At 60.8% G+C, this 24,448-nt stretch carries 25 protein-coding genes; all 25 read right to left on the bottom strand.

The features are described from left to right. Positions 1–25: 25 nt before the first annotated feature. Entirely contained in the window at positions 26–1,354 is a 1,329-nt protein-coding gene (flhF, locus tag AC1RS8_RS21105) for a flagellar biosynthesis GTPase FlhF (protein ID WP_057715874.1), read from the bottom strand. 11 nt (positions 1,355–1,365) lie between these two features. Next, a complete protein-coding gene (gene flhA / locus AC1RS8_RS21100; RefSeq protein WP_057715875.1) occupies positions 1,366–3,495 on the bottom strand; it encodes a flagellar biosynthesis protein FlhA in 2,130 nt (709 codons plus the stop codon). A 229-nt stretch (positions 3,496–3,724) separates the two neighbouring features. Next, the gene (flhB, locus tag AC1RS8_RS21095) at positions 3,725–4,864 is read right to left on the bottom strand and encodes a flagellar biosynthesis protein FlhB (RefSeq protein WP_489340014.1); all 1,140 of its coding nucleotides are present in this window, start codon (positions 4,862–4,864) and stop codon (positions 3,725–3,727) included. A 3-nt stretch (positions 4,865–4,867) separates the two neighbouring features. Beyond that, a complete protein-coding gene (gene fliR, locus AC1RS8_RS21090) occupies positions 4,868–5,650 on the bottom strand; it encodes a flagellar biosynthetic protein FliR (protein WP_057715877.1) in 783 nt (260 codons plus the stop codon). 3 nt (positions 5,651–5,653) lie between these two features. Beyond that, positions 5,654–5,923 (bottom strand): flagellar biosynthesis protein FliQ, encoded by a 270-nt coding sequence (fliQ, locus tag AC1RS8_RS21085; RefSeq protein ID WP_015096238.1) that lies wholly within the window; start codon positions 5,921–5,923, stop codon positions 5,654–5,656. Next, positions 5,920–6,678, bottom strand: a complete 759-nt coding sequence (gene fliP / locus AC1RS8_RS21080) for a flagellar type III secretion system pore protein FliP (RefSeq protein ID WP_057715878.1) — start codon at positions 6,676–6,678, stop codon at positions 5,920–5,922. Before fliP ends, fliQ begins: the two co-directional genes overlap by 4 nt. Beyond that, positions 6,678–7,091, bottom strand: a complete 414-nt coding sequence (gene fliO / locus AC1RS8_RS21075; protein ID WP_102669727.1) for a flagellar biosynthetic protein FliO — start codon at positions 7,089–7,091, stop codon at positions 6,678–6,680. The genes fliP and fliO overlap by 1 nt, the downstream gene beginning before the upstream one ends. A gap of 30 nt (positions 7,092–7,121) precedes the next feature. After that, the gene (gene fliN, locus AC1RS8_RS21070; RefSeq protein WP_007983370.1) at positions 7,122–7,568 is read right to left on the bottom strand and encodes a flagellar motor switch protein FliN; all 447 of its coding nucleotides are present in this window, start codon (positions 7,566–7,568) and stop codon (positions 7,122–7,124) included. A gap of 66 nt (positions 7,569–7,634) precedes the next feature. Next, entirely contained in the window at positions 7,635–8,603 is a 969-nt protein-coding gene (fliM, locus tag AC1RS8_RS21065) for a flagellar motor switch protein FliM (RefSeq protein ID WP_015096242.1), read from the bottom strand. Between the two features lie 9 nt (positions 8,604–8,612). Beyond that, a complete protein-coding gene (gene fliL, locus AC1RS8_RS21060) occupies positions 8,613–9,116 on the bottom strand; it encodes a flagellar basal body-associated protein FliL (protein WP_429521405.1) in 504 nt (167 codons plus the stop codon). A 233-nt stretch (positions 9,117–9,349) separates the two neighbouring features. Next, positions 9,350–10,696 carry a flagellar hook-length control protein FliK gene (locus tag AC1RS8_RS21055; protein WP_489340013.1) on the bottom strand — a complete coding sequence of 449 codons (1,347 nt, stop codon included), beginning with the start codon at positions 10,694–10,696 and terminating at the stop codon, positions 9,350–9,352. A gap of 100 nt (positions 10,697–10,796) precedes the next feature. Continuing rightward, on the bottom strand, positions 10,797–11,147 hold the full coding sequence (locus AC1RS8_RS21050) for an Hpt domain-containing protein (RefSeq protein ID WP_057715882.1): 351 nt from the start codon (positions 11,145–11,147) through the stop codon (positions 10,797–10,799). 30 nt (positions 11,148–11,177) lie between these two features. After that, a complete protein-coding gene (locus AC1RS8_RS21045) occupies positions 11,178–12,884 on the bottom strand; it encodes an ATP-binding SpoIIE family protein phosphatase (RefSeq protein ID WP_489340012.1) in 1,707 nt (568 codons plus the stop codon). A 5-nt stretch (positions 12,885–12,889) separates the two neighbouring features. Next, positions 12,890–13,189 carry an STAS domain-containing protein gene (locus AC1RS8_RS21040; protein WP_489340011.1) on the bottom strand — a complete coding sequence of 100 codons (300 nt, stop codon included), beginning with the start codon at positions 13,187–13,189 and terminating at the stop codon, positions 12,890–12,892. Between the two features lie 161 nt (positions 13,190–13,350). Continuing rightward, on the bottom strand, positions 13,351–13,800 hold the full coding sequence (gene fliJ, locus AC1RS8_RS21035; protein WP_493163478.1) for a flagellar export protein FliJ: 450 nt from the start codon (positions 13,798–13,800) through the stop codon (positions 13,351–13,353). Between the two features lie 6 nt (positions 13,801–13,806). Then, positions 13,807–15,165, bottom strand: coding sequence for a flagellar protein export ATPase FliI (fliI, locus tag AC1RS8_RS21030; protein ID WP_489340009.1), 1,359 nt, complete (start codon positions 15,163–15,165; stop codon positions 13,807–13,809). Beyond that, the gene (gene fliH / locus AC1RS8_RS21025; RefSeq protein WP_489340008.1) at positions 15,155–15,952 is read right to left on the bottom strand and encodes a flagellar assembly protein FliH; all 798 of its coding nucleotides are present in this window, start codon (positions 15,950–15,952) and stop codon (positions 15,155–15,157) included. The genes fliI and fliH overlap by 11 nt, the downstream gene beginning before the upstream one ends. A gap of 4 nt (positions 15,953–15,956) precedes the next feature. Continuing rightward, positions 15,957–16,976 (bottom strand): flagellar motor switch protein FliG, encoded by a 1,020-nt coding sequence (fliG, locus tag AC1RS8_RS21020; RefSeq protein WP_493163475.1) that lies wholly within the window; start codon positions 16,974–16,976, stop codon positions 15,957–15,959. Beyond that, on the bottom strand, positions 16,969–18,756 hold the full coding sequence (fliF, locus tag AC1RS8_RS21015) for a flagellar basal-body MS-ring/collar protein FliF (RefSeq protein ID WP_493163473.1): 1,788 nt from the start codon (positions 18,754–18,756) through the stop codon (positions 16,969–16,971). The genes fliG and fliF overlap by 8 nt, the downstream gene beginning before the upstream one ends. A gap of 16 nt (positions 18,757–18,772) precedes the next feature. Further along, positions 18,773–19,099 (bottom strand): flagellar hook-basal body complex protein FliE, encoded by a 327-nt coding sequence (gene fliE, locus AC1RS8_RS21010; protein WP_057715889.1) that lies wholly within the window; start codon positions 19,097–19,099, stop codon positions 18,773–18,775. Between the two features lie 234 nt (positions 19,100–19,333). After that, positions 19,334–20,719 carry a sigma-54-dependent transcriptional regulator gene (locus AC1RS8_RS21005; RefSeq protein WP_429521408.1) on the bottom strand — a complete coding sequence of 462 codons (1,386 nt, stop codon included), beginning with the start codon at positions 20,717–20,719 and terminating at the stop codon, positions 19,334–19,336. A gap of 5 nt (positions 20,720–20,724) precedes the next feature. Then, on the bottom strand, positions 20,725–21,918 hold the full coding sequence (locus AC1RS8_RS21000) for a sensor histidine kinase (RefSeq protein WP_489340610.1): 1,194 nt from the start codon (positions 21,916–21,918) through the stop codon (positions 20,725–20,727). Positions 21,919–22,046: 128 nt separating this feature from the next. Next, a complete protein-coding gene (locus AC1RS8_RS20995; RefSeq protein WP_046037712.1) occupies positions 22,047–23,522 on the bottom strand; it encodes a sigma-54 dependent transcriptional regulator in 1,476 nt (491 codons plus the stop codon). A gap of 171 nt (positions 23,523–23,693) precedes the next feature. Continuing rightward, positions 23,694–23,990, bottom strand: a complete 297-nt coding sequence (gene fliT, locus AC1RS8_RS20990) for a flagellar protein FliT (RefSeq protein ID WP_056721566.1) — start codon at positions 23,988–23,990, stop codon at positions 23,694–23,696. A gap of 11 nt (positions 23,991–24,001) precedes the next feature. Continuing rightward, positions 24,002–24,397 (bottom strand): flagellar export chaperone FliS, encoded by a 396-nt coding sequence (gene fliS, locus AC1RS8_RS20985; protein ID WP_090453820.1) that lies wholly within the window; start codon positions 24,395–24,397, stop codon positions 24,002–24,004. Positions 24,398–24,448: the final 51 nt, after the last annotated feature.

Below are 24,448 nucleotides of genomic sequence, written 5' to 3'. Positions count from 1 at the left end.
GGTACAAAAACTGTTCATTATTACCTCAGCCAACCTGCTTGGTCGGGCTGTGGTAGATGTCAGCGAACATGTCAGCCATGGCTTCTTCGCTGGGTTCTTCCTGCATTTGCACGCTCACGGCGCGGCTGACCAATTGATGACGGCGCGGCAGATGCAAATCATCCGGGATCCGCGGGCCATCGGTCAGGTAAGCCACCGGCAGTTCATGGCTGATGGCAAGGCTCAACACCTCACCCAGACTAGCCGTTTCATCCAGTTTAGTCAGAATGCAGCCGGAGAGCCCGCAGCGCTTGTAACTGTGATACGCGGCCGTTAGAACCTGTTTCTGGCTGGTGGTTGCCAGGACCAGATAATTTTTTGATTTGATGCCGCGACCGGCCAGGCTTTCGAGCTGCATGCGCAGCGCCGGATCGCTGGCCTGCAGGCCCGCGGTATCGATCAGCACCACGCGTTTGCGCAGCAACGGCTCCAGGGCCTGCACCAGGGACTGGCCGGGATCGACGTGGGTCACCGACACATTGAGAATGCGCCCCAGGGTCTTGAGCTGTTCCTGGGCGCCGATGCGGAAGCTGTCCATGCTCACCAACGCAATGTTCTGCGCGCCGTACTTGAGCACGTAACGGGCGGCCAGCTTGGCCAGGGTGGTGGTCTTGCCCATGCCGGCAGGGCCGACCATGGCGATCACTCCACCCTCTTCCAGCGGCTCGACTTCCGGAGTAACGATCATGCGCGCCAGGTGCGCCAGCAACATACGCCAGGCCTGACGAGGCTCTTCGATTTCGGTGATCATTGCCAGCAGGTCGCGCGACAGCGGGCCAGACAGGCCGATACGTTGCAGGCGACGCCAGAGGTTGGCCTGGTCCGGACGGCTGCCTTGCAGCTGATTCCAGGCCAGGGAGCCGAGTTGTACTTCCATGAGTTCGCGCAGGCTGTTGAGCTCGAAACGCATCGAGTCGAACGCGCGCGGGTCCACGCCACCGGACGCTGGCGCAGCGGCCGGCGCGGGGCGACGGGGTTCGGCGTAGGTCGGCTCGATCAGAGGCTCGGCGGCAGTCAACGGCAATCCGGCGAACAGTTGGCGATTGGTTGCATTGTCGCTCTCGCCATCGCCACGCAGGCTCAATTCGGCCTGGGCGGTGACGATCCGCGACTGAGTCTTGCGCAATTCGTCTTCGAGTTCCATGTTCGGAACCCGCGGCGCCAGCGCCGACAACTTGTAATCCAGCGCAGCTGTCAGTTCGACCCCCCCGGCGATCCGGCGGTTGCCAATGATGGCGGCATCAGCGCCCAACTCATCGCGAACCAGCTTCATGGCCTGACGCATATCGGCGGCGAAAAAACGCTTAACTTGCATAAACCACTACCTCAGCCGTTGGGCCCTACTGTCGCAACGATGGTCACTTGCTTGTTGTCAGGGATTTCCTGGTAAGCCAACACATGCAAACCCGGGACTGCGAGCCGGCCAAATCGCGAGAGCATCGCGCGAACCGGACCGGCCACCAGCAGAATCACCGGCTGACCTTGCATCTCCTGACGCTGCGCCGCGTCGATCAACGAACGTTGCAGCTTCTCAGCCATGCTTGGCTCCAGCAGAACGCCCTCTTCCGAGCCTTGTCCTGCCTTTTGCAGACTATTGAGCAATATCTGTTCCAACCTTGGCTCCAGCGTGATAACTGGCAGCTCCGACTCAGTACCTACAATGCTTTGGACGATTGCGCGGGATACGCCAACCCGCACGGCAGCCACCAGCGCGGCGGTATCTTGACTCTTGGCGGCATTGTTGGCGATCGCCTCGGCAATACTGCGGATATCGCGAACAGGCACTTGTTCGGCCAACAGTGCTTGCAGCACCTTGAGCAACTGCGACAGCGAAACCACGCCCGGCACCAGCTCCTCGGCCAGTTTCGGCGAGCTTTTGGCCAGCAATTGCATGAGTTGCTGCACTTCTTCGTGACCGATCAGCTCACTGGAATGCTTGTAGAGTATCTGGTTCAAGTGAGTAGCCACTACTGTACTGGCATCGACCACCGTATAACCGAGGGATTGCGCCTGGGCGCGCTGGCTGATTTCGATCCAGACCGCCTCCAGGCCGAAAGCCGGATCTTTGGCGGTAATGCCGTTGAGCGTGCCGTAGACCTGCCCCGGGTTGATCGCCAGTTCGCGATCCGGGTAAATCTCCGCTTCGGCCAGGATCACTCCCATGAGGGTCAGGCGATAGGCACTCGGCGCCAGGTCGAGGTTGTCGCGGATATGCACCGTGGGCATCAGGAAGCCCAGATCCTGGGACAGCTTCTTGCGCACGCCCTTGATTCGCGCCAGCAACTGGCCGCCCTGGTTGCGGTCCACCAGCGGAATCAGGCGATAACCCACCTCCAGGCCGATCATGTCGATCGGCGTCACGTCATCCCAGCCAAGCTCCTTGGTTTCCTGGGCGCGGGCCGGCGACGGCAGCAACTCCTGCTGGCGCTTGACCTCTTGCAGGGCGTGAACCTTGGCCACGTTCTGCTTCTTCCAGAACAGGTAAGCGCCACCGGCCGCCAGGGCCGCCATGCTCAGGAACGAGAAGTGCGGCATGCCGGGCACCAGGCCCATGACCGCCATCAAACCGGCTGCCACCGCCAGCGCCTTGGGCGAGGCGAACATCTGGCGATTGATTTGCTTGCCCATGTCTTCCGAACCGGACGCACGGGTCACCATGATTGCCGCTGCTGTCGATAACAACAGTGATGGCAATTGCGCCACCAAACCGTCACCGATGGTCAGCAGCGCATACACCTTGCCGGCGTCGCCGAAGGTCATGCCGTGTTGGAAGATACCGACCGCCATGCCGCCGATCAGGTTGATGAACAGGATCAACAGGCCGGCGATGGCGTCACCGCGGACGAATTTGCTGGCACCGTCCATGGAGCCGTAGAACTCGGCTTCCTGGGCCACTTCCGAACGACGGGCCTTGGCCTGGGCCTGATCGATCAGGCCGGCGTTGAGGTCGGCGTCGATCGCCATTTGCTTGCCGGGCATCGCATCGAGGGTGAAACGCGCGCTCACCTCGGAAATCCGCCCCGCGCCCTTGGTCACCACGACGAAGTTGATGATCATCAAAATCGCGAAGACCACGATACCGACCACGTAGTTACCGCCGATCACCACCTCGCCGAAGGCCTGGATCACCTTGCCGGCCGCCGCATGACCGTCCTGGCCGTGGAGCATCACCACCCGAGTCGAAGCCACGTTCAACGCCAGGCGCAACAACGTCGCCACCAGCAGAATGGTCGGAAACACCGCGAAATCCAGCGGGCGCAGAGCATAGACGCACACCAGCAGCACGACGATGGACAGGGCAATGTTGAAGGTGAAGAACACGTCCAGCAGGAACGGCGGCACCGGCAACATCATCATCGCCAGCATGACCAGCAGCAACAGCGGCACGCCCAGATTGCCGCGACTCAAATCGGCAACGTTTGTGCGAGCAGTGTTGAATAACTGAGAGCGATCCACCGGTTTTCCCCGTTCCTTTAAAGCAAACTTTTGACGCCTGAAGCGGGCGCAAGGCGGCTACTGCAAGAAGCTTTCCAACTTTTGCAAAGGGAGAAATAGAGCGATTTTTCAGGAGGATATGAGTTGCCTGGACTGACGTCATCGCGGGCAAGCCACGCTCCCACAAGTTATCGCCAAACCTGTGGGAGCGGGCTTGCCCGCGAAGGGGCCATCAGCGACAGCGCGAAACTCAAGAATCGCGGCGCAAATCCGGCGGAATCGGCAAATCATCCTTAAGCGGATCAGGCCGCTTGCCCTTGCCCGCCCGATACTGTCGAATCTGATAAACGTAAGCCAGCACCTGCGCGACCGCCAGGTAGAGACCGCCGGGAATCTCCTGCTCCAGTTCCGTGGAGTAGTAAATCGACCGCGCCAGTGCCGGAGACTCCAGCAACAGAATCTCGTTGGCCGCAGCGATCTCACGGATCTTCAGGGCCAGGAAGTCGCTACCCTTGGCCAGCAATACCGGCGCATTACCCTTTTCCGGGTCGTACTTGAGGGCCACGGCGTAGTGCGTCGGGTTGGTGATGACCACGTCGGCCTCGGGAATGGCGGCCATCATCCGCCGCTGGGACATCTCGCGCTGCAGCTGTCGAATTCGCTGCTTGACCTCCGGTCGCCCCTCTTGATCCTTGTGCTCGTCACGCACTTCCTGCTTGGTCATCAGCAGCTTCTTGTGGCTTTCCCAGAGCTGCACCGGCACATCCACCGCAGCGATGAGGATCAACCCGCAGGCCATCCACAAGGTGCTCCAGCCCACGACTTGCAGACTGTGAATAATGGCCATATCCAAGGGCTCATGGGCGATGCGCAGCAGGTCGTCGATGTCCGACGACAGCACCGCCAGCGCCACGAACAGGATGATGATGAACTTGGCCAGAGCCTTGAGCAGTTCGACCAGCGACTTGGTCGAGAACATGCGCTTGAGGCCGGGACCGGGGTTCAAGCGGCTGAATTTGGGCGCCATGGAACTTGCCGCGAACAGCCAGCCACCCAGGGAAATCGGACCGATGATGGCGGCCAGCACCAACGTGATCATCACTGGCTGGATCGACCACAGGGCAATCTGCCCCGAGCGCATCAGGTAGGTGGCCATGGAGCGCTGATCCAGAATCACCTCCCGCGGCAGCGAGAAGTTGATGCGCATCAGCTCCATCATGTCCTGCGCCATGGCGCCGCCAAAAATCAGCAGTGCCGAGGCACCGACCAGCATGATCGCCAGGGTGTTGAGCTCCTTGGACCGCGCAATCTCACCCTTTTCACGGGAGTCCTGCTTGCGCTTCTCCGTGGGGTCTTCTGTTTTATCCTGACCGCTTTCGCTCTCGGCCATGACTCAGCTCGCCCGTGCCATTTCGCGTAACAACTGCAAGGCCTCGGAGGCCAGCGGTTGATACTGGTTGAGAATGTCCGCCAGCCCGACCCAGACGATAAACAGCCCAAGCACCAGGATCAGCGGGAAGCCGACAGAGAAAATATTGAGTTGCGGCGCCGCCCGGGTCATGACGCCAAACGCGATGTTGACCACCAGCAACGCGGTGATCGCCGGCAGTACCAGCAACAGCGCCGCACCGAGCACCCAGCCGAGCTTGCCGGCCAGTTCCCAGTAGTGGTTGACCATCAGGCCGCCCCCCACCGGCAACGTGGTGAAACTCTCGGTGAGGATCTCGAACACCACCAGATGACCGTTCATGGACAGGAACAGCAGCGTCACCAGCATGGTGAAGAACTGCCCGATCACCGCCGTCGATACGCCGTTGGCCGGGTCGATCATGGAGGCGAAGCCCATGCCCATCTGGATGGCGACGATTTGCCCGGCCACCACAAAGGCCTGGAAGAACAGCTGCAAGGAAAAACCCATCACCGCACCGATGAGAATCTGCTCGGCAATCAGCAATAGCCCGCTCAAATCCAGGGCATTGACCGGCGGCATCGGCGGCAGGCCCGGCGCGATGACCACGGTGATGGCCAACGCGAAATACAGGCGGATGCGCCGGGGCAGCAAGGTCGTGCCAAACACCGGCATGACCATCAGCAAGGCGCCGACGCGAAACAGCGGCAACATGAACGTCGCCACCCAGGTGCTGATCTGGGTATCGGTCAGTGCAAGCAGTGACATGGCTTAGCCGATGACCTGCGGAATACTGCCGTACAACTGCAGGATGTACTCCATGAAAGTCTGCACCAGCCATGGACCGCCAACGATCAGCGTCACCAGCATCACCAACAGGCGCGGCAAAAAGCTCAGGGTCTGTTCGTTGATCTGCGTGGCGGCCTGAAACATCGCCACCAACAGGCCCACCAGCAAACTCGGAATCACCAGCACGGCGACCATCATGGTGGTCAGCCACAGCGCTTCGCGAAAGATGTCGACCGCAACTTCCGGGGTCATGGCGAGACACCGCCAAAGCTGCTGGCCAGCGTGCCGATGATCAGCGCCCAGCCATCCACCAGCACGAACAACATGATTTTGAACGGCAGGGAAATGATCAGCGGCGACAGCATCATCATACCCATGGCCATCAACACACTGGCCACGACCAGGTCGATGATCAGGAACGGAATGAAGATCATGAAGCCGATCTGGAATGCCGTTTTCAGCTCGGAGGTCACGAAGGCCGGCACCAGGATGGTCAATGGCGCCTGATCCGGCGTCGCGATGTCAGTGCGCTTGGACAGGCGCATGAACAGTTCCAGATCGCTGGTGCGGGTCTGGGCGAGCATGAAGTTCTTGATCGGCACCTGGGCCTTGGCGACCGCATCCTGGGCCGTCAGTTTTTCCGCCAGATACGGCTGCAAGGCGTCCTGGTTCACCCGGTCGAACACCGGCGCCATGATGAACAGGGTCAGGAACAGCGCCATGCCGGTGAGGATCTGGTTCGACGGTGTCTGCTGCAGGCCCAGGGCCTGGCGCAGGATCGAGAAGACAATGATGATCCGGGTGAAACTGGTCATCAGCATGACAAACGCCGGGATAAAACTCAGCGCGGTCATGATCAGCAGGATTTGCAGGCTGACCGAGTATTCCTGCGCACCCTGCGCATTGGTGCCCAGGGTGATAGCCGGGATCGACAACGGATCGGCGGCGAATGCCAGCGGCGCGGCCAGCATCAGGGTCAGCATCAAGGCGATGCGCAGCGCACCCATTACTTCTTATCCTTCTGATCTTTACCCAGCATCTCCAACAGGCGCTGGGCAAATTCCGGCGTCGGCTTCTCGGTACTCGGCACTTGCACCGGCTCCTTGAGCACATGCAATGCAGTGATGTTGCCGGGGCTCAGGCCCAACAGGATCTGCTCGTTGCCGACCTGCACCAGCATCAAGCGGTCGCGAGGCCCCAGCGCGCGGGAACCGACAATCTCGATCACCTGCCCCTTGCCAGCCGGACCTGCCTGCTGGACCCGACGCAGCAACCAGGCGAGGAGGAAGATCAACCCCAGCACCAGCAGCAAGCCGAACACCAGCTGCGTCAGTTGCCCAGCCACACCGCTGCTCACCGCCGGCGCGGCAGCCGTGGTCGCCGTAGCGACAGGCTCAGCCGCCAGCACGCTGAACGGCATCGCCAATACAAACCCGAGAACCCTTTTCACTCAGCGCAGCTTCTTGATGCGTTCGCTCGGGCTGATCACGTCCGTCAGGCGGATGCCGAACTTCTCGTTGACCACCACCACTTCGCCGTGGGCGATGAGCGTGCCATTGACCAGCACGTCCAGCGGCTCGCCGGCCAGGCGATCAAGCTCGATCACCGAACCCTGGTTCAGTTGCAGCAGGTTGCGGATGTTGATGTCGGTGCTGCCCACTTCCATGGAAATCGACACCGGGATATCGAGGATCACGTCCAGGTTCGGGCCTTCGAGACTCACCGGATCGTTGTTTCTCGGCACACTGCCGAACTCTTCCATGGGCAGGCGGTTGGACGCGGAACTGCCGGAGTCGGCGGCCAGCAAGGCATCGATGTCAGCCTGCCCGGCATCACCGGTTTCTTCCAGGGCTGCTGCCCACTCATCGGCCAGAGCCTGGTCGTCTTGCGTGTTCATTTGTCAGTGTCCTCGGCGAGCAAAAATTCAGAATTCGGTTTAATCGCGAATGGGTACGAGCGCCGGTCAACGGCGCTCGATCGGCTCGATCACTTGCAACGCCAGATTGCCCTTGTGCGAGCCCATCTTGACCTTGAAGGCCGGCACGCCGTTGGCGCGCATGATCATTTCTTCCGGCATGTCGACCGGGATCACATCCCCCGGCTGCATGTGCAGGATGTCGCGCAGGCGCAACTGACGACGAGCCACCGTCGCACCGATCGGCACGTCGACGTCCAGCACGTCCTGGCGCAGAGCGTTGACCCAGCGCTCGTCCTGATCGTCGAGATCCGACTGGAAGCCGGCGTCGAGCATTTCGCGCACTGGCTCGATCATCGAGTACGGCATGGTCACGTGCAGGTCGCCGCCACCGCCATCGAGTTCGATGTGGAAGGTCGACACCACAATGGCCTCGCTCGGGCCGACGATGTTGGCCATGGCCGGGTTCACTTCCGAGTTGATGTACTCGAAGTTGACTTCCATGATCGCCTGCCAGGCTTCCTTCAAATCGACGAACGCCTGCTCCAGCACCATGCGTACCACGCGCAGTTCGGTCGGCGTGAATTCACGCCCTTCGATCTTGGCGTGGCGGCCGTCGCCGCCGAAGAAGTTGTCCACCAGCTTGAACACCAGTTTGGCGTCGAGGATGAACAGCGCGGTGCCGCGCAGGGGTTTGATCTTGACCAGGTTGAGACTGGTCGGCACGTACAGCGAGTGCACGTATTCGCCGAACTTCATCACCTGCACGCCGCCGACCGCCACGTCCGCCGAGCGACGCAGCATGTTGAACATGCTGATGCGTGTGTAGCGGGCGAAACGCTCGTTGATCATTTCCAGGGTCGGCATGCGTCCACGGACGATGCGATCCTGGCTGGTCAGGTCATAGCTTTTGACGCTGCCGGGTTCGGCAGCGTTTTCGGTCTGTACCAGACCATCGTCGACGCCATGCAACAGCGCGTCGATCTCATCCTGGGACAGCAGGTCCTGCACGGCCATGTCGTGTTCCTACTGCAGTACGAAATTAGTGAAAAGCAACTGTTCGATCACCACTTTACCGAGCTCTTTCTGCGCCACTTCCTGGACACTGGCGGTAGCTTTCTGCCGCAGCATTTCCTGGCCGACCGGCGAGGCGAGGGTCGCGAAGTCCTGCCCGGAGAACAGCATCACCAGGTTATTGCGGATCACCGGCATGTGGACCTTGAGCGCCTCCAGATCCGCCTGGTTGCGCGCGAGCATGGTGATGCTCACTTGCATGTAGCGCTGGCGACCGCTCTGGTTGAAGTTGGCCACGAAAGCTGGCGCCATCGCCTCGAAAATCGCTGGCTGCTTGCCGACAGGAGCGGTTTGTTCCACTGCGGCGGCAGGCTTGCTCTGAGCGCTGTGCATGAAGTACCAGGTCGCCCCCACGGACACACCGATCGCCAGCAGCAGGGCCAGCACGATCACGATAATCAGCTTGAGTTTGCCTTTGGTTGCGGGGTCTTTTACTGCTGCGTCGCTCTTCGCCATGCCAATAATCCGTCACTATTCGGGTTTTCACAGTCGCACGGCAAGGCAAGAGCAAGTGTTATGCCAGAAGTATCGGGAAGAGCTGGGCGGACCGGCTTCGATCGGAAGATCACCACGAAGCCACTGTGGGAGCGAGCTTGCTCGCGATGGCATTTTAACAGTCAACATTTTCATCGACTGTTACACCGCTATCGCGAGCAAGCTCGCTCCCACAGGGTTAGGTGTTCGTTTGGTCAGGCGTAGTAATCGACCGCGCTGGAGCCGATCACGCTGGTGGTATTGACCGCCGCTTCAGCGACGCTTGGGGTGATGTCATCATCCATTGAATCGAGGCGACCGCCGCTGGCACTGGTCCGCCCGCTCTGACCTTGCCGGGCTTGTTCCTGCCCCTGCTGCGAACCACGGGACTGGTCCGAAACGTTGACATCGACCTGCCCCATGCCCTGCTGCGCGAACATGTCGCGCAAGCGATGGACCTGCCCATCCAGCGCCTCACGGACGCCCGGATGCGCACTCATGAACGTGACCTGGGTCTGTTGATCGGGAACCATGTTCACCCGAATGTCCAGACGCCCGAGCTCAGCGGGCTGCAACTGGATGTCCGCCGCCTTGAGATTGGCGCTGGACAGGTACATGACCCGGTTCACCACCTCTTCGGTCCACCCGCTCTGGTGCATGGCGATCGGCTGGTTCACCGGCAAGGCATTGGCTGTCTTCGGTGTGGCCGCCTGGGTCAGCGCTGCCAGACGGTTGGCGAAATCATCGACACGGGTGTCGCTGCTGGCGGACTTGAGATCCTTCAGGCCGTCATCGATCAAGCCGCTGAAAGCCTTGTCTTCACCCGGGCTGGTGTCGCTCTTGTCACCCTTAACATCCAACAGGGTCGCCATGCCGGCGGCAAAATTTTGCTCTGGCGTCAGCTCTGCGTCAGCCTGGGCTTGCGCCTGTGTCGGTGCAGCCTTGGGTTGTGCCTGGCTGGAAGCCGATACGTGACCGCCCTGCTCCATCGCCAGGCGCACCGCCGGCAATGCGTCGAGCGGATCGGTCGAGGGATCGAAATCGCCCTCGGCAGTGGCCAGCGCTGGAGCGAGTACAGCCGTAGCCGTAGCGGCAACCGGCGCATCAACGACAGGTTGCACGGTGTCGACCACGGCGGGGGCTACCGGTGCCGATACGATGGATTGCAATGTAGGATCAAGCGCCGGATCCAGCAGTGCGGCGTCAACGACCGGAGCCGGGTCGGCATCTGACGCATCATCGCCAGCGACCTTGTCGCCAGCCTGCACCGAGCTCTCGGCAGGCAAGGATTTGCCGCCATCGGCAACCACCGGTTCCTCGGCGGCAGACTTGTCGTCACCAGCGTCTTTGGTTCCGGCAACATCGCAGGTTTTGTCGCGACCCGGCTTGAGCGACGCATCCGCCAACGCAGTGGGCTTGCTTTGCGCCTGATCGGCGTAGACATCAGCGAAGCTTGCGGCCTTGCCCCCGGGCTCAGAGGTCTGCGCCGGAGGATTGGCGGAGCCAGCTTGAGTCTTGGCCTGCCTGGAGGCCTGAAACAGAATATCGGGAGTAACGGGCATGAAACGGTCTCCGCTGCACGGGGCTCGTAAGTACAGTTGGATGAGTTAAGTGCAAAAGTCGAGCCAGTTTCACTCGAAGAGGACCAAATGCAGCGTGTGCTCAGATTTTCGCCGGGCAACGCTGTCGTTCAGCTTCGTACAGAGGCCGGATATCGGCGAATTCGCGGTCGATTTCGCCGACCAACTCCTGAACGGCGGCCCATGGCAAATCTTTGGCCTGCTGTTCAAGTTGACGGCAGAGCTCTGTCAGCCGGAAGGCGCCCATATTGCTGCTGCTGCCCTTGAAGCTATGGGCGGTTTCAACGAGCCGTGCGGCACTGTCGGCTGTTCTCAAGACTTTCAGGCGCTCTTCGGAGTCTGCAAGAAAGACAACCAGCAGATCCGGATAGCCCTCTTCCATCACTTCCTGCAATGCGCTCAGCACGTCGCGATCCACATGTGTGTCGTCCACTTGCTCACTCCTTGATCAAGAATGCGCGGATTATGCCAGAGCCTCCCAGATAAACTCCACGCGTGCACTTCGACCATTGTCGGTCCAGCGGGCATTACGCCCCAACTGGCGGATCAGACTGACCCCACGCCCCGACAGGCGGACGTCTTCCAAAGGTCTTGCGATCACCCGCTCGACATCGAAACCCTTGCCGCTGTCTTCGATGTGAATGGTCAGGCAACCGCCATCGTCCGTTGGCGTCACCTGCAAATGCAACCGTACATAACCATCCAGCAGCTCGTCCAGCCGGGCATTGCGCTCTTGATAATATCGCGCAAAACCCGAGGCATCGCGCTTGAGACTCGAATCCAGCCCCAGCACGCCATGCTCCAGCGCATTGGAGTAGAGCTCCGCCAGCACGCTGTAGAGCGCACCGCTCTGAGCCCGAAGACCATGGACCTCAAGCAACAACTGCAACAGATAGGGTAACGGATTGAAGCGCTTGAGCGTGGCGGCGCGAAACTCGAAACTTACCGACCAGTCCAGCGGGCAGGACTGGCCGCTGTCGGAGTAGACCAACGCCGGCGGAGTGATTTGCGTCGACTCCAGCAGGCTGACTTCGACCATACTGACATCGTCACGCGCTTCACCGCCGAAATGACGCAGCGCCTGCTCGATCTCTTCGAACAGCGCATTCGGATGCCGATTGGCGGCAAACACCTGCTGCAATCGCTGCGCGCCAAACAGTTGATCATTGGCGTCGCAGGTATCGATCACCCCATCGGACAGCAGAAACACCCGATCCCCGAGGGCCATGGGATACACGTCGGTACGCTCATCGAAGGATTCCGGGCTCAGCACACCCAAAGGCAGGTTCCGCGCCGGCAGAGGCGTTCGCTCGCCACTGGCAACGCGATGCAGGTAACCGTCCGGCATGCCGCCATTCCAGACTTCCACCGAACGACGCTGAAAACTCAGGCACAGCAACGTGGCACAGCAGAACATGTCCACCGGCAGGATGCGCTTGAGCTTGGCATTCATCTCGCGCAGGATTTCCGCCAGGCCATAGCCCTTGGCGGTCATGCCGTAGAAGACCTCGGCCAAGGGCATCGCACCCACTGCCGCTGGCAAACCGTGGCCGGTGAAATCGCCCAGCAGCACGTGCATGTCTCCAGCCGGGGTGAACGCGGCCAGCAACAGGTCGCCGTTGAACAGCGCATAGGGCGATTGCAGATAACGGATATTCGGAGCGGCATTCAGGCAGCCGGAGTGCGCCACCTTGTCGAAAACGGCCTTGGCCACACGCTGTTCGTTGAGCAGGTAGTCGTGGTGCCGGGCGATCTGGTCACGCTGTTGCAGCACGGTGTCCTGCAAGCGCCGCAAGCGATCCATCGCCTTGATCTTGGCAGCGAGAATCACCTGGTTGTAGGGCTTGGCCAGAAAGTCGTCACCGCCGACTTCCAGGCAACGGGCCAGGGCTTCGCTTTCGGACAACGACGTGAGGAAGATGATCGGCACCAGGGTTTCCCCGGCCAGAGCCTTGATCTGCCGGGCCGCCTCGAAACCGTCCATCACCGGCATCAGCGCATCCATCAACACCAGGTGCGGTGATTGCTGGCGAAACACCTCGACCGCTTCGGCACCGTTGGCCGCCGTCAGCACTTCGTGCCCCTGGCGGCGCAGAATGCTCGACAACAGCAGGCGATCGGCGGCGCTGTCCTCGGCGATCAGGATCGTCAGCGGCTCCAGTGGCTGCATGGCAATCAACTGATGTCGAACAGCTTGTCGAAGTTGGAGATGGCGAGGATCTTGCGCACGTCGGTACTGCTGTTGACGACGCGGACATCGGAGTCGTCGCCACCGGCGTGATCACGCAGCAAAAGCAGCATGCCCAGCGCCGAGCTGTCGAGGTAAGTGGCGTCTTTCAGGTCGACCACAACCGCCGATATCTCTTTATTTTCGTAGGACTGACGAAACTCCTGATGCTTGGCGAAATCGAATCGTCCCTTGACCGATATCGTCAGTTTTTGCCCATCCGGAGAGAGTTCTGTAACGACTGACATTTCATGGCTTCCTTGTCATTGGTAAACCCGCTTGCACAAGGTTTAGCATTTGGTAGAGGTTGGAGCAAGGCGGTAGGTTGTGGTGACGATGGTCGTCAATAGTATCGCTGTACACCTGACAGCCCGGTGCGCTCTCGGGTTTATCGCGAGCGAGCTCGCTCCTACGGGTGATTCTGCCGTGGCAGGCGCTGGGACAATTCATCCAACAGTTTCTGTTCGCGCCGGTCTTCAAGCGCCCGCGCCTCATCGGCATAGCGCTGAACCAGCTTGCGCAAACCCTCGACCCGGGCAAACGCCTGCTGCCAGGTTTCCCGGGCCTTGTTCAGGTTGTTCTGATGCCAGGCCAGGCTTTGCCGCTGCTGGTCGATGGCCGTGCCCAGTTGCGCGAGAAAGCCCTGATAGCCCAGCAACCATTGGCCCGAGACGCCGCCGCTGCCGCGCACGATCCATTGTTCCTGATAGTCGAGACGGAAGGCTTCGAGGTCGGCGAGTTTGCTTTCGGCCAAACGCACTTGCCCCTGAAAGTGCCCCAGGCGCTGGACTGCGGTTATCTCGGCCTTTTCGGCCATTTCCACCACGGGGGCCAGGCGCCCTGCCCGAGTCTGGGCCATGGCCGGTTAGCCGCCCGCCGCGGGCGCGAAGATCGACGCGAGGTAAGCTTCGCTTTCGCCCAGGCTGATGCTGTCGTTGAGCCCCTGGCGCAGGTATTTGACCAGCTGCGGCTGCAAGGAAATCGCCAGGTCGGTCTCGCGGTCGCCGCCAGCGACGTAGGCGCCGACGCTGATCAGGTCGCGACTCTGCTGATAGCGCGACCACAATTGCTTGAAATACTGTGCTCGCATCATGTGCTCCGGCGACACCACCGCCGGCATCACCCGGCTGATGGATGCCTCGATATCAATGGCCGGGTAATGCCCTTCCTCGGCCAGTCGCCGGGACAGCACGATGTGCCCGTCGAGCACGCCCCGCGCCGAGTCGGCAATCGGGTCCTGCTGGTCATCGCCTTCGGACAGCACGGTGTAGAACGCGGTGATCGAACCACCGCCCTTCTCGGCATTACCGGCCCGCTCCACCAGCTTCGGCAGCTTGGCGAATACCGACGGCGGATAGCCTTTGGTCGCCGGCGGCTCGCCGATGGCCAAGGCGATTTCCCGCTGGGCCTGGGCGAAACGGGTCAGCGAATCCATGAGTAACAGGACGTTCTTGCCCTTGTCGCGGAAATATTCGGCGATGCGCGTGCAGTACATGGCGGCGCGCAGTCGCATCAGCGGCGCATCGTCCGCCGGGGACGCCACCACTACCGAACGCTTGAGCCCTTCTTCACCGAGGATGTGCTCGATGAATTCTTTAACTTCACGCCCCCGCTCACCGATCAGCCCGACGACGATAATGTCGGCCTCGGTAAAGCGCGTCATCATCCCCAACAGCACGGATTTACCGACACCGGTACCGGCGAACAGGCCGAGCCGCTGGCCGCGGCCGACCGTCAGCATGCCATTGATGCAACGGATGCCCACGTCCAGCGGTTCGCTGATCGGTTCGCGCTTGAGCGGGTTGATGGTCGGGCCGTCCATTGGCACCCAGTCTTCGGCCTTCATCCCCCCCTTGCCGTCCAGCGCACGACCGGCGCCATCCAGCACCCGCCCGAGCATGCTCATGCCCATGGGCAGGCGACCGGTATCGGCCAAGGGCACCACTCGGGCACCGGGCGCGATGCCGGCGACACTGCCGACTGGCATCAGGAAAACTTTACTGCCGGAGAAGCCCATCACCTCGGCTTCGACCTGCATCGGGTGATAGCTGTCGTCGTTGATGACCATGCAGCGACTGCCCATGGCGGCGCGCAGGCCTTCGGCTTCAAGGGTCAGGCCGACCATGCGCAGCAAGCGGCCTTCGAGGATCGGTGCGCCCTCCAGTCCCGTGGCCTCGGCATAGCTGCGCAGGCGCTTGGCGAAACTGGTGCGTTCAAGGCGCATCGGGAACATCCTGAGCCGGTGCGACCGCAGGCTTGTTTTCGATCGGCAGTTCCAGGCTCAGGTCCGGCGCGGCCGGGTGCAAGGCCTGCTCGTGCAACTGATCGAACAGCTTGTCCATCACCCGCGCGACACGGGTTTCGACCGTGGCGTCGATGCGGCTGTGTTCTGTCTCGACCCGGCAACCGCCAGGCAACAGCGCTTCGTCCTCGACGATGCGCCAGGTTTCTTCATGACGTTCGCGCAGGGCTTTGACCTGTTCGAAATCCTGCGGATTGATGTACAGCCGCACATTGCCCACGCCCAGCGGCAAGAGCTTGAGCGCCTCGCGCATGACGTGTTCGATCTGCGTCGAGTCGATGGCCAGCTCGCGCTGGATCACCTGTCTGGTGATGTGCTGCACGAGGTCGACCAGGGACTTTTCAATCTCGGTGTCCTGTTCGGCAATGGGCTCGAACAGGTGCGTCATCAGTTGCTCCAACGCCGCAATCTTGGCGGTCAGGGCCATTTCGGCTTCCTGACGGACCTTGAGCGTGGTGCTGTGGAAACCTTCCTTCTCACCCACCGCGAAGCCTTCGTTATAGGCTTCCTGGCGAATGCTTTCGAGCTCTTCAAGGGTCAGTGGCTGGACTTCCTCCAGCGGCACTTCCTCCATTTCCGGCGGTTCGGGTTCAGGCTCAGGTTCCGGCTCGGGTTCCGGCGGGTCGAAACTGGGCAGCGCCCAGGTATCGAAACCACTGACATCCCTGGCCCGGATCAGGTCAGTGGGTGCATCATCATTCTTGACCATGGTGTTAGATCATTTGCTCGCCGCCCTTGCCGCCGAGAACGATTTCCCCGGCTTCGGCCATACGGCGGGCGATGGTGAGGATTTCCTTCTGCGCGGTTTCCACGTCGCTGACGCGCACCGGGCCCTTGGCTTCCAGGTCGTCGCGCAACAGTTCGGCGGCACGCTTGGACATGTTCTTGAAGATCTTCTCCTTGACGCCTTCGTCCGACCCCTTGAGGGCCAGCACCAGCACATCGGAGGACACCTCGCGCAGCAGCGCCTGAATCCCGCGGTCGTCGACATCGGCCAGGTTGTTGAACACGAACATGAGGTCTTCGATCTGACCGGACAGGTCTTCGTCGACTTCGCGGATCGAGTCCATGAGCTGGCCTTCGATCGAGCTGTCGAGGAAGTTCATGATGTCCGCCGCGCGTTTGATGCCACCCAGGGTAGTGCGCGAGGCATTCGAGTTGCCGGAGAACTGCTTCTCGAGAATCTGGTTGAGCTCTTTCAGGGCCGCTGGCTGTACGGTGTTCAGCGAAGAGACCCGCAGGATGATGTCGAGCCGCACCTTGTGGTCGAAGTTGCCGAGCACTTCACCGGCCTGGTCCGGATCGAGATACGCCACCACGATCGCCTGGATCTGCGGGTGCTCGTAACGGATCACGTCGGCGACGGCGCGCGGCTCCATCCACTTCAGGCTGTCGAGGCCGCTGGTGTTGCCACCGAGCAGGATGCGGTCGATCAGGCCGTTGGCCTTGTCTTCGCCAAGAGCCTGGGTGAGCATCTTGCGCACATAGTCGTCGGAGCCGACGCCCAGGCTGGTCTGGTCGCCGACGATATCGACGAACTCGCTCATCACCTGTTCGACCTGCTCGCGGTGCACATTACCCATCTGGGCCATGGCCACACCCACGCGCTGAACCTCTTTGGGGCCCATGTGGCGCAGCACCTGGGCAGCGTCGGTGGACCCCAGGGACAGCAACAGGATTGCGGCTTTGTCGACCTTGGACAGTTTGGCGGCAACGGCTCGGTTATCACTCATCTGCGTTAATCCACTCTTTCACGACCTGGGCCACACGACCCGGGTCTTCTGCCACCAGACTCTTGATTGCGTTCAACTGAGCGTCATAGCCTTCGCTCAGGCTCGGCAACAGGATGCTGGTCGGGCCACCGAGGCTGACACGGTCGTTGGCCAGTTCGCCATCCAGACCGCCCATGCCACCCAACTCGACGTCGCTGCCGATACCGGCCAACTGCTTGCCCTTGCCACCACCGGTAATATTGTTGAGCACCGGACGCAGCACACCGAATACCAGCACCAGAATGAACAGCACACCCAGCACTTGCTTGACGATGTCCCAGAACCACGGCTGGGAGTAGAACGGAATTTCGGCAATCGCTTCACCGCGCTCGGCGGAGAACGGCATGTTGATCACGCTGACGCTGTCACCACGGCTGGCATCGAAGCCGACCGCGTCCTGAACCAGGCGAGTGAAGCGCGCCAATTCATCGGCGCTCCATGGCGCACGGGTGGTTTCGCCGTTGGCCGGATTGATCTTGACCTGATCATCGACCACCACCGACACCGACAGGCGATTCAACCGGCCCTGCTGCTGCTTGGTGTGGCTGATGGATCGGTCGAGTTCGAAGTTCTTGGTCGATTGTTGACGCTTGTCCGCCGGGTACGGAGCGAGCATCGGCTGACCGGTGGCCGGGTCCATGATTTGCTGGCCATTGGCATCAACCAGCGGTTGGCCCGGCTGCACCATGCCGGCTGCACCCGGAGTGCCGCCGGTGGTTTGCGGCGCGGAGGCCGGCGCTGGAGGCTGGTTGCTCAAGGCACCCGGCACGCCTTGCGGGCCATTGCTGGCGGTACGTTGTTCGTTGACCGACTGCTCGCTGCGCAACGCCGGTTGATCCGGGTTGAATTGCTCGGAAGTCGATTCGACCGCACTGAAATCCACGTCGGCCGAGACTTCGGCCTTGTAACGGTCGTTGCCCAGCACCGGCTGCAGGATGTTGTGCACGCGCTGAGTGAGCATGCTTTCCATGCGACGGCTGTAGTCGAACTGCTTGCCAGCCATGGTCAGTTCGGAGTTTTCCGCCTGATCGGAGAGCAGGTTGCCCTTCTGGTCGACCACGGTGATCTGCGACTTGCTGAGCTCGGGAACGCTGGTCGCTACCAGATTGATAATAGCCACGACCTGGCCAGGCTCGAGGGAGCGACCGGAATAGAGTTCAACCAGAACAGAAGCGCTTGGCTTGCGTTCGTCGCGCACGAACACCGAACTTTTCGGGATCGCCAGGTGTACGCGGGCGCCCTTGACGTTGTTCAGGCTGGAAATGGTGCGGGCCAGTTCGCCTTCGAGGCCGCGACGGTAGCGGGTCGCTTCCATGAACTGACTGGTGCCAAGCCCCTGCTCCTTGTCGAGGATTTCAAAACCGATGTTGCCGTCGCTGGGAGTGACACCAGCGGCCGCGAGCTTGAGCCGCGCTCGGGACAGGTCATCGGCCTTGACCAGCAAGGCACCGGAATTGGGTTCGACGGTGTACGGGATATCGGCGGAGGCCAGGGTATCCATGACCTGCTTGGCGTCCATGCCGGCAAGGCTGCCGTACAGAGGCCGGTAGTCCGGTTGCTGGGACCACAACACCACGGCAAAACCAATCGCCACGCTCGCCGCCAGGCCGACCAACAGGCCCACCTGACGCAACATGGTCATCTCGGAGAGGTTTTCCAGGAAGGACAACCCGAACAGCGGCGGTTTGCCGTCTATTGGAGTGGCCTTGGCCGGAACGTTATCGGCGACTGCTTCTGCCATGACTCAATCTCGTCCTTTAAACCGGCATCTGCATGATGTCTTGGTAGGCCTGAACCAGTTTGTTGCGTACCTGGGTCAATGCCTGGAAGGACACGCTGGCTTTCTGCGATGAGATCATCACGTCTGTAAGATCGACGCCGCTTTTGCCGATTTCGAACGCACTGGCCAACTGCGTGGAAGCCTGTTGGGTGTCGTTCACTTTATTGACGGCCTGACCGAGCATGTCGGAAAAGCTGCTGCCCGACACTTCAGGAACGGCAGTCGATTTCGGCGCAGACATGGCATCCATTTGCATGGCGCGCATATCCAGCATCAACCGATTGAATTCAATACCTTGGCTCATGGTTTCTCTCTTTGACGACCCGCAATTTTTTGACACTCACTCGGCGGGTCATGAGGTGTTAGCAACAAGGGTGCCAGCTCCATGGCCTTGTTTCACAAAAGCCCTTCTCATCGCCGCTAGCCGCTGCAGGAGCGAGCTTGCTCGCGATGAACTGAAGAACGCCGCGTTTATCCTGACGCCCCGCATTATCGTTAACGACCATCGCGAGCAGAGCTCGCTCCTACAGGAACAGGATCAGGTGGCGAACAGATAGGCTTCCACATCCATACCGGCATCGCGCATTTGCGCCAGCTTGTAGCGCAGGGTCCGCGGGCTGATACCCAGGCGCTCGGCCGCCTCTTTGCGACGACCGCGCTCGGCGCGCAGGGTATCGATGATCATCTGGAATTCACGGCGACGCAGATCATCGCCCAGCGCCCCGGCCGACTCGGCCTCGACTTCCACTGGACGCACCGGCGCCTGCGCCAACGCAGGCAATGGAGCGCAAGCCACCGGCCCGGCCAGGCAGAAATCCTGCGGCTGGATCAAGCCACCCTGCTGCAGAATCAACGCTCGCTGAATCGCGTTGTCCAGCTCACGCACGTTACCCGGCCACGGATAAGCGATCAGACACGCCTGGGCCTCGGGGGACAATCTGGCCGGTGAATGCTTCATTTTATTGACGTGCCTGGCCAGCAGACGCTCGGCCAGCGGCAGGATGTCGGCGGTACGCTCGCGCAACGGACGCCAGGCCAGGGGAAACACCGACAGGCGATAGTAAAGATCTTCACGGAAGCGCCCCGCTGCCACTTCACCCGCCAGGTCGCGATTGGTGGTGGCGACTACGCGAATGTCCAGCGTGATCGGCTTGCGCGCCCCAACCCTTTCGACCTCACGTTCTTGCAGTACGCGCAGCAATTTGGCCTGGAGCCCCAGGGGCATTTCGGAAATTTCGTCGAGCAGAATGGTGCCGCCGTCGGCCTGCTCGAACTTGCCGGCTTGCGCGGCAATGGCACCGGTGAAGGAGCCCTTCTCGTGCCCGAACAAGGTCGCTTCGAGCATGTTGTCCGGGATCGCCGCACAGTTGATCGCAATGAATGGCTGATTGGCGCGATGAGAATGCTGATGAATGTAGCGCGCCAGCACTTCCTTGCCCGTGCCCGACTCACCCGAGATCAACACCGTGGAATCGCTGCGTGCGACCCGCGCTGCCAATTCGAGCAACTGCGCGCTCGCCGGCTCGAATGCTATCGGCCCTTCACCCTCAGCCAGGCCGAGACTGCCCAGGGCATGACGCCCCACCAGATCGAGCAACGCCTTGGGCTCGAAAGGTTTGACCAGATAGTCCACCGCACCTTGGCGCATCGCATCGACCGCACGCTCGACCGCGCCGTGAGCCGTCATCAGCAACACCGGCAATTGCGGCTGCCGCGCTCGCAACAGGCCCAGCAACTGGTGGCCGTCCATACCCGGCATGTTGACGTCGCTGATCACCAGGCTGAAGGCCTCGCCGCCGACGGCAAGCAACGCCTCCTCTGCCGAACCCACCGCCTTGTAATCGTGCCCCGCGAGCAATAGCGTATCGGCCAGCGCCTCGCGCAACGCGCGGTCGTCCTCGACCAGCAGAACCTTGATACCCATCTGTGTCACTCCGCTCCTTGAGCGCTGCTGAACAACGGCAGGATAACCTGCGCGCAAGTGCCGCGACCGAGTTGCGAGCGCAACTGCAATTGTCCCTGATGAGCACGCGCCACTGCCTTGACCACGGTCAGGCCAAGACCTGTACCAGTGGCCCTGGTGGTAAAAAAGGGTTCGCCCAATCGCGCCAGAACGGCGGCATCGATACCGGAGCCACTGTCGCTGACGCACAGGCGCAGGTAATTGCCACGGGTATAGAGGTGAATCTTGAGGCGCAATGGACCGGCACTGGACTGAATGGCGTTCTCGATCAGATTGAGGATCGCACCGACCAGGGTGTCGCGATTACACAGCAACTCCCCCGAATGACTGTCGCACTGCCAGCGGATCGGCAGATCCTGTACGTGGGTCAGCGCCGCCGCTTGCAACGATTGCATCAACTGAGCGGGCGTCACGCGATCGGTCAGCGGCAACTCGCCCCGGGCGAAAACCAGCATGTCGCGCACCTGGTGCTCCAGCTCGTGCAGGCGCTCCTTGAGGCGCCCGGCAAAGCGCTGCTGGGTAGCGACCGGCAGCTCTTGCTCGGTCAAATGACTGGCATACAGCAACGCGGCGGACAACGGCGTGCGTATCTGATGAGCCAACGAAGCGACCATGCGCCCCAACGACGACAGCCGCTCATGACGGGCCAGTTGATCCTGCAGGTGACGGGTTTCAGTCAGGTCGTTGAGCAACACCAACTGGCCAGGCTCGGCGTCCAGCGAGCGCGTGGCGATCGACAGGCGCCGACCATCCTTGAGGGAGACTTCATGACCATCGTCTTCGCGCGGCGCAAAACAGCGGGCAATGACGTGGCGCCACAATTCACCTTCCAGCGGCAACCCCAGCAACTCGCACGCCGCCGGATTGGCTTCGCGCACGATGCCCTGGGCGTCAATGACGATGACCCCGCCGGGCAAGAGATCAAGGAGGTTTTGCAGGCGATTGGCCAGGCGTTCTTTTTCCGCCAGCTCCTGCATGCGCTGGGCACTGACCACTGCCAGTTCACCCTTGAGCTCGGTTACCCGGGCTTCAAGCATGCTGTAGGAATCGGTCAACTGACTGGACATCTGGTTGAACAGCGAAAATGCCTGCTCAAGGCCAAGCCGGCTCGCCAGCTCTACGGACGACGGTTGTCCCGAAGCATCAAGGACAGGAGACATCTGGGCGGCTTGGGGCATCGTGCTCTCTCGCTTGGCTGACCGTCAGTGAAACGGAACGTTGCGAGGGACGTAGCAATACCCGTGCCTAAAAAAAACTTCTTATAAATGAATGAGTTGAAAAACAGGCGTCAATCATCCGCCTGCTCGTCTCCATCACGACGGCTCATGCCGTACTTGCGCATCTTTTCCACCAGCGTGGTGCGACGAATACGCAGGCGCTCGGCCGCGCGCGCCACAATGCCGTTGGCATCATCCAGCGCCTGCTGGATCAGCCCCTGCTCCAGACCACCGAGGTAGTCCTTCAGGTCCAGACCTTCCGGAGGCAACATGGCATTGGCGGTAAAGTCCTGGGTATGGCCGTTGATAGCCACGCGCTCTTCCAGATCGCTGCGCAGGCTGTCGACCATTTGCTCGTCTTCATCGTCGACGTAGCGGAATTTCTTCGGCAACTCGACCACGCCGATCACGCCGTATGGGTGCATGATCGCCATGCGCTCCACCAGGTTGGCCAATTCGCGGACGTTGCCCGGCCAGCCATGACGACACAGCGACATGATGGCCGCCGAGTTGAAACGGATCGAACCGCGCTTCTCGTGCTCCATGCGCGAGATCAGCTCGTTCATCAGCAGGGGAATGTCTTCGACGCGCTCACGCAGCGGCGCCATCTCGATCGGGAACACATTCAGGCGGTAGTACAAATCTTCGCGGAAGGTGCCGATCTCGATCATGCTTTCGAGATTCTTGTGGGTCGCCGCAATGATGCGCACGTCGACGCTCTGGGTCTTGTTGCTGCCCACGCGCTCGAAGGTGCGCTCCTGCAACACGCGCAGCAACTTGACCTGCATCGGCAGCGGCATGTCGCCGATTTCATCGAGGAACAGTGTGCCGCCGTTGGCCAGCTCGAATCGACCGGCGCGGCTGGTGATCGCCCCGGTGAAGGCGCCCTTCTCATGGCCGAACAATTCGCTTTCCAGCAACTCGGCCGGAATCGCCCCGCAGTTGACCGGCACGAACGGCGCTTCGCGGCGCTTGGAATGGTAATGCAGGTTGCGCGCAACCACTTCCTTGCCGGTGCCGGACTCACCGAGGATCAGCACGCTGGCATCGGTGTCGGCGACCTGCTGCATCATCTGGCGGACGTGTTGAATCGCCCGGCTGGTGCCGACAAGGCTGCGGAAAAGATTGGGCTCGCGATGACGACCGCGCTCGCGGGCCTGGTCGTACATCTCGCGATAGACCTGGGCACGGTGCAGCGAATCGAGCAATTTGCTGTAGCTGGGCGGCATTTCGAGGGTCGAAAGCACTCGCCGACGCTGGTCTTCCGGCAAGTCAATGGAAGAATTATCGCCCATTAACAAAACCGGAAGGAACTCATCCCATGTCGACAGTGTCTTAAGCAAGCCCAGAAGTGCACCAGGAGCATTGACCGTCCCGATGAGGACACAGATCACTTCACGACTTGACGACAAAGAGCCGACAGCCTGCTGCCAGTCATGGCTTCCGCAGGGTAAATTTTCTTCGCCGAGAAAATTCAAAATCACCGCCAGGTCGCGGCGGCGGACGCTATCGTCATCAATCAGCAGAATTTTGGTTTCACGCCACATGCAATAGCAACTTCCCTAGTCAACTCAATGCCCAAAATGCTGGGGCAAGCTAAACGCTTGCAGGCCTTGTATGCCTGAAGACGACTGAAATCTGGAACCAGCCACTAGTTAAGTCAAAAATCCGTGCACAGTCAAATTTATGGCGCACTTGTTTGGATTAACCGGGTTTTATTATCCAAACAGATGGTAAACCTTTGCCGCGTTCCGCGCTTGCTGGATCTGAGACATTTCATCGACTATCGCCTGCCTTTCACCCATCGCGACCTCAAGCAACTGCTTGTAGACATACAGCAACTCCTCAAGATTGCTGCGCAAAACCTCTTCATCCAGCGAAGCCTCGCTCATGACATCTTCCATGCAGGAACGGCAATCCAGGTCCAATTGACCGATGGCCTCCCAGTCACGCTCGGCCAAAGCACCGACCAGCGCTTCACGAGTTTGCTCTATCCGCTGCAATACAAGACTCATGGCGATCTCCCTTAGAACTGCGGACCTGGCTCAGCAATGCCGTCCCAGCCTTCTTTCACCGTGCGCAACAAGCTCGCGACCTCATCGAGAATCTCCGGATCGCTGCTGATGTTCGCCTCGGCCAGGCGCTTCATCATGTAGAGGTAAAGGCTGTCGAGTTCACCCACGGCATCGGCGCAGTTTTCAAGATCCAGGCCTTCACGCAAACCACCGATGATGCCGATCGCCTTGCTGATCGACACACACTTGCCGGGAATGTCCTTGCGCTCCAGGGCGCCTTTGGCCTGGGCAATACGGTCCAGGCCACCCCCCATGAGCATCTGCACCAAACGATGCGGACTTGCTTCTGACGTCTGGGCGTGCGCACCCACTTTCTGATACTGCCGAAGGGCTAACATTGGATTCATGTTCTACCTCATTACCACAAAGACTCGTATGACCAGTGTATCGTCCGCGAG

Source organism: Pseudomonas sp. GW821-FHT12A04, assembly GCF_058807755.1.
This window is presented reverse-complemented; position numbering and strand designations above follow the sequence as displayed.

Excerpts from the sequence above, each read along its gene's own strand:
- AC1RS8_RS21005 (WP_429521408.1), bottom strand. The coding sequence starts at position 20,719 with ATGGGTATCAAGGTTCTGCTGGTCGAGGACGACCGCGCGTTGCGCGAG.
- fliR (WP_057715877.1), bottom strand. The coding sequence starts at position 5,650 with ATGTCACTGCTTGCACTGACCGATACCCAGATCAGCACCTGGGTGGCG.
- AC1RS8_RS20995 (WP_046037712.1), bottom strand. The coding sequence starts at position 23,522 with ATGTGGCGTGAAACCAAAATTCTGCTGATTGATGACGATAGCGTCCGC.
- fliP (WP_057715878.1), bottom strand. The coding sequence starts at position 6,678 with ATGGGTGCGCTGCGCATCGCCTTGATGCTGACCCTGATGCTGGCCGCG.
- fliH (WP_489340008.1), bottom strand. The coding sequence starts at position 15,952 with ATGGTCAAGAATGATGATGCACCCACTGACCTGATCCGGGCCAGGGAT.
- fliM (WP_015096242.1), bottom strand. The coding sequence starts at position 8,603 with ATGGCCGTGCAGGACCTGCTGTCCCAGGATGAGATCGACGCGCTGTTG.
- fliQ (WP_015096238.1), bottom strand. The coding sequence starts at position 5,923 with ATGACCCCGGAAGTTGCGGTCGACATCTTTCGCGAAGCGCTGTGGCTG.
- fliF (WP_493163473.1), bottom strand. The coding sequence starts at position 18,756 with ATGGCAGAAGCAGTCGCCGATAACGTTCCGGCCAAGGCCACTCCAATA.
- fliS (WP_090453820.1), bottom strand. The coding sequence starts at position 24,397 with ATGAATCCAATGTTAGCCCTTCGGCAGTATCAGAAAGTGGGTGCGCAC.
- fliT (WP_056721566.1), bottom strand. The coding sequence starts at position 23,990 with ATGAGTCTTGTATTGCAGCGGATAGAGCAAACTCGTGAAGCGCTGGTC.
- AC1RS8_RS21000 (WP_489340610.1), bottom strand. The coding sequence starts at position 21,918 with ATGTCTCCTGTCCTTGATGCTTCGGGACAACCGTCGTCCGTAGAGCTG.
- fliJ (WP_493163478.1), bottom strand. The coding sequence starts at position 13,800 with ATGGCCCAGACTCGGGCAGGGCGCCTGGCCCCCGTGGTGGAAATGGCC.
- fliL (WP_429521405.1), bottom strand. The coding sequence starts at position 9,116 with ATGGCGAAGAGCGACGCAGCAGTAAAAGACCCCGCAACCAAAGGCAAA.
- flhB (WP_489340014.1), bottom strand. The coding sequence starts at position 4,864 with ATGGCCGAGAGCGAAAGCGGTCAGGATAAAACAGAAGACCCCACGGAG.
- AC1RS8_RS21045 (WP_489340012.1), bottom strand. The coding sequence starts at position 12,884 with ATGCAGCCACTGGAGCCGCTGACGATCCTGATCGCCGAGGACAGCGCC.
- flhF (WP_057715874.1), bottom strand. The coding sequence starts at position 1,354 with ATGCAAGTTAAGCGTTTTTTCGCCGCCGATATGCGTCAGGCCATGAAG.
- AC1RS8_RS21040 (WP_489340011.1), bottom strand. The coding sequence starts at position 13,189 with ATGTCAGTCGTTACAGAACTCTCTCCGGATGGGCAAAAACTGACGATA.
- fliE (WP_057715889.1), bottom strand. The coding sequence starts at position 19,099 with ATGAGCCAAGGTATTGAATTCAATCGGTTGATGCTGGATATGCGCGCC.
- fliI (WP_489340009.1), bottom strand. The coding sequence starts at position 15,165 with ATGCGCCTTGAACGCACCAGTTTCGCCAAGCGCCTGCGCAGCTATGCC.
- fliG (WP_493163475.1), bottom strand. The coding sequence starts at position 16,976 with ATGAGTGATAACCGAGCCGTTGCCGCCAAACTGTCCAAGGTCGACAAA.
- fliN (WP_007983370.1), bottom strand. The coding sequence starts at position 7,568 with ATGAACACGCAAGACGACCAGGCTCTGGCCGATGAGTGGGCAGCAGCC.
- fliO (WP_102669727.1), bottom strand. The coding sequence starts at position 7,091 with ATGCCGTTCAGCGTGCTGGCGGCTGAGCCTGTCGCTACGGCGACCACG.
- AC1RS8_RS21055 (WP_489340013.1), bottom strand. The coding sequence starts at position 10,696 with ATGCCCGTTACTCCCGATATTCTGTTTCAGGCCTCCAGGCAGGCCAAG.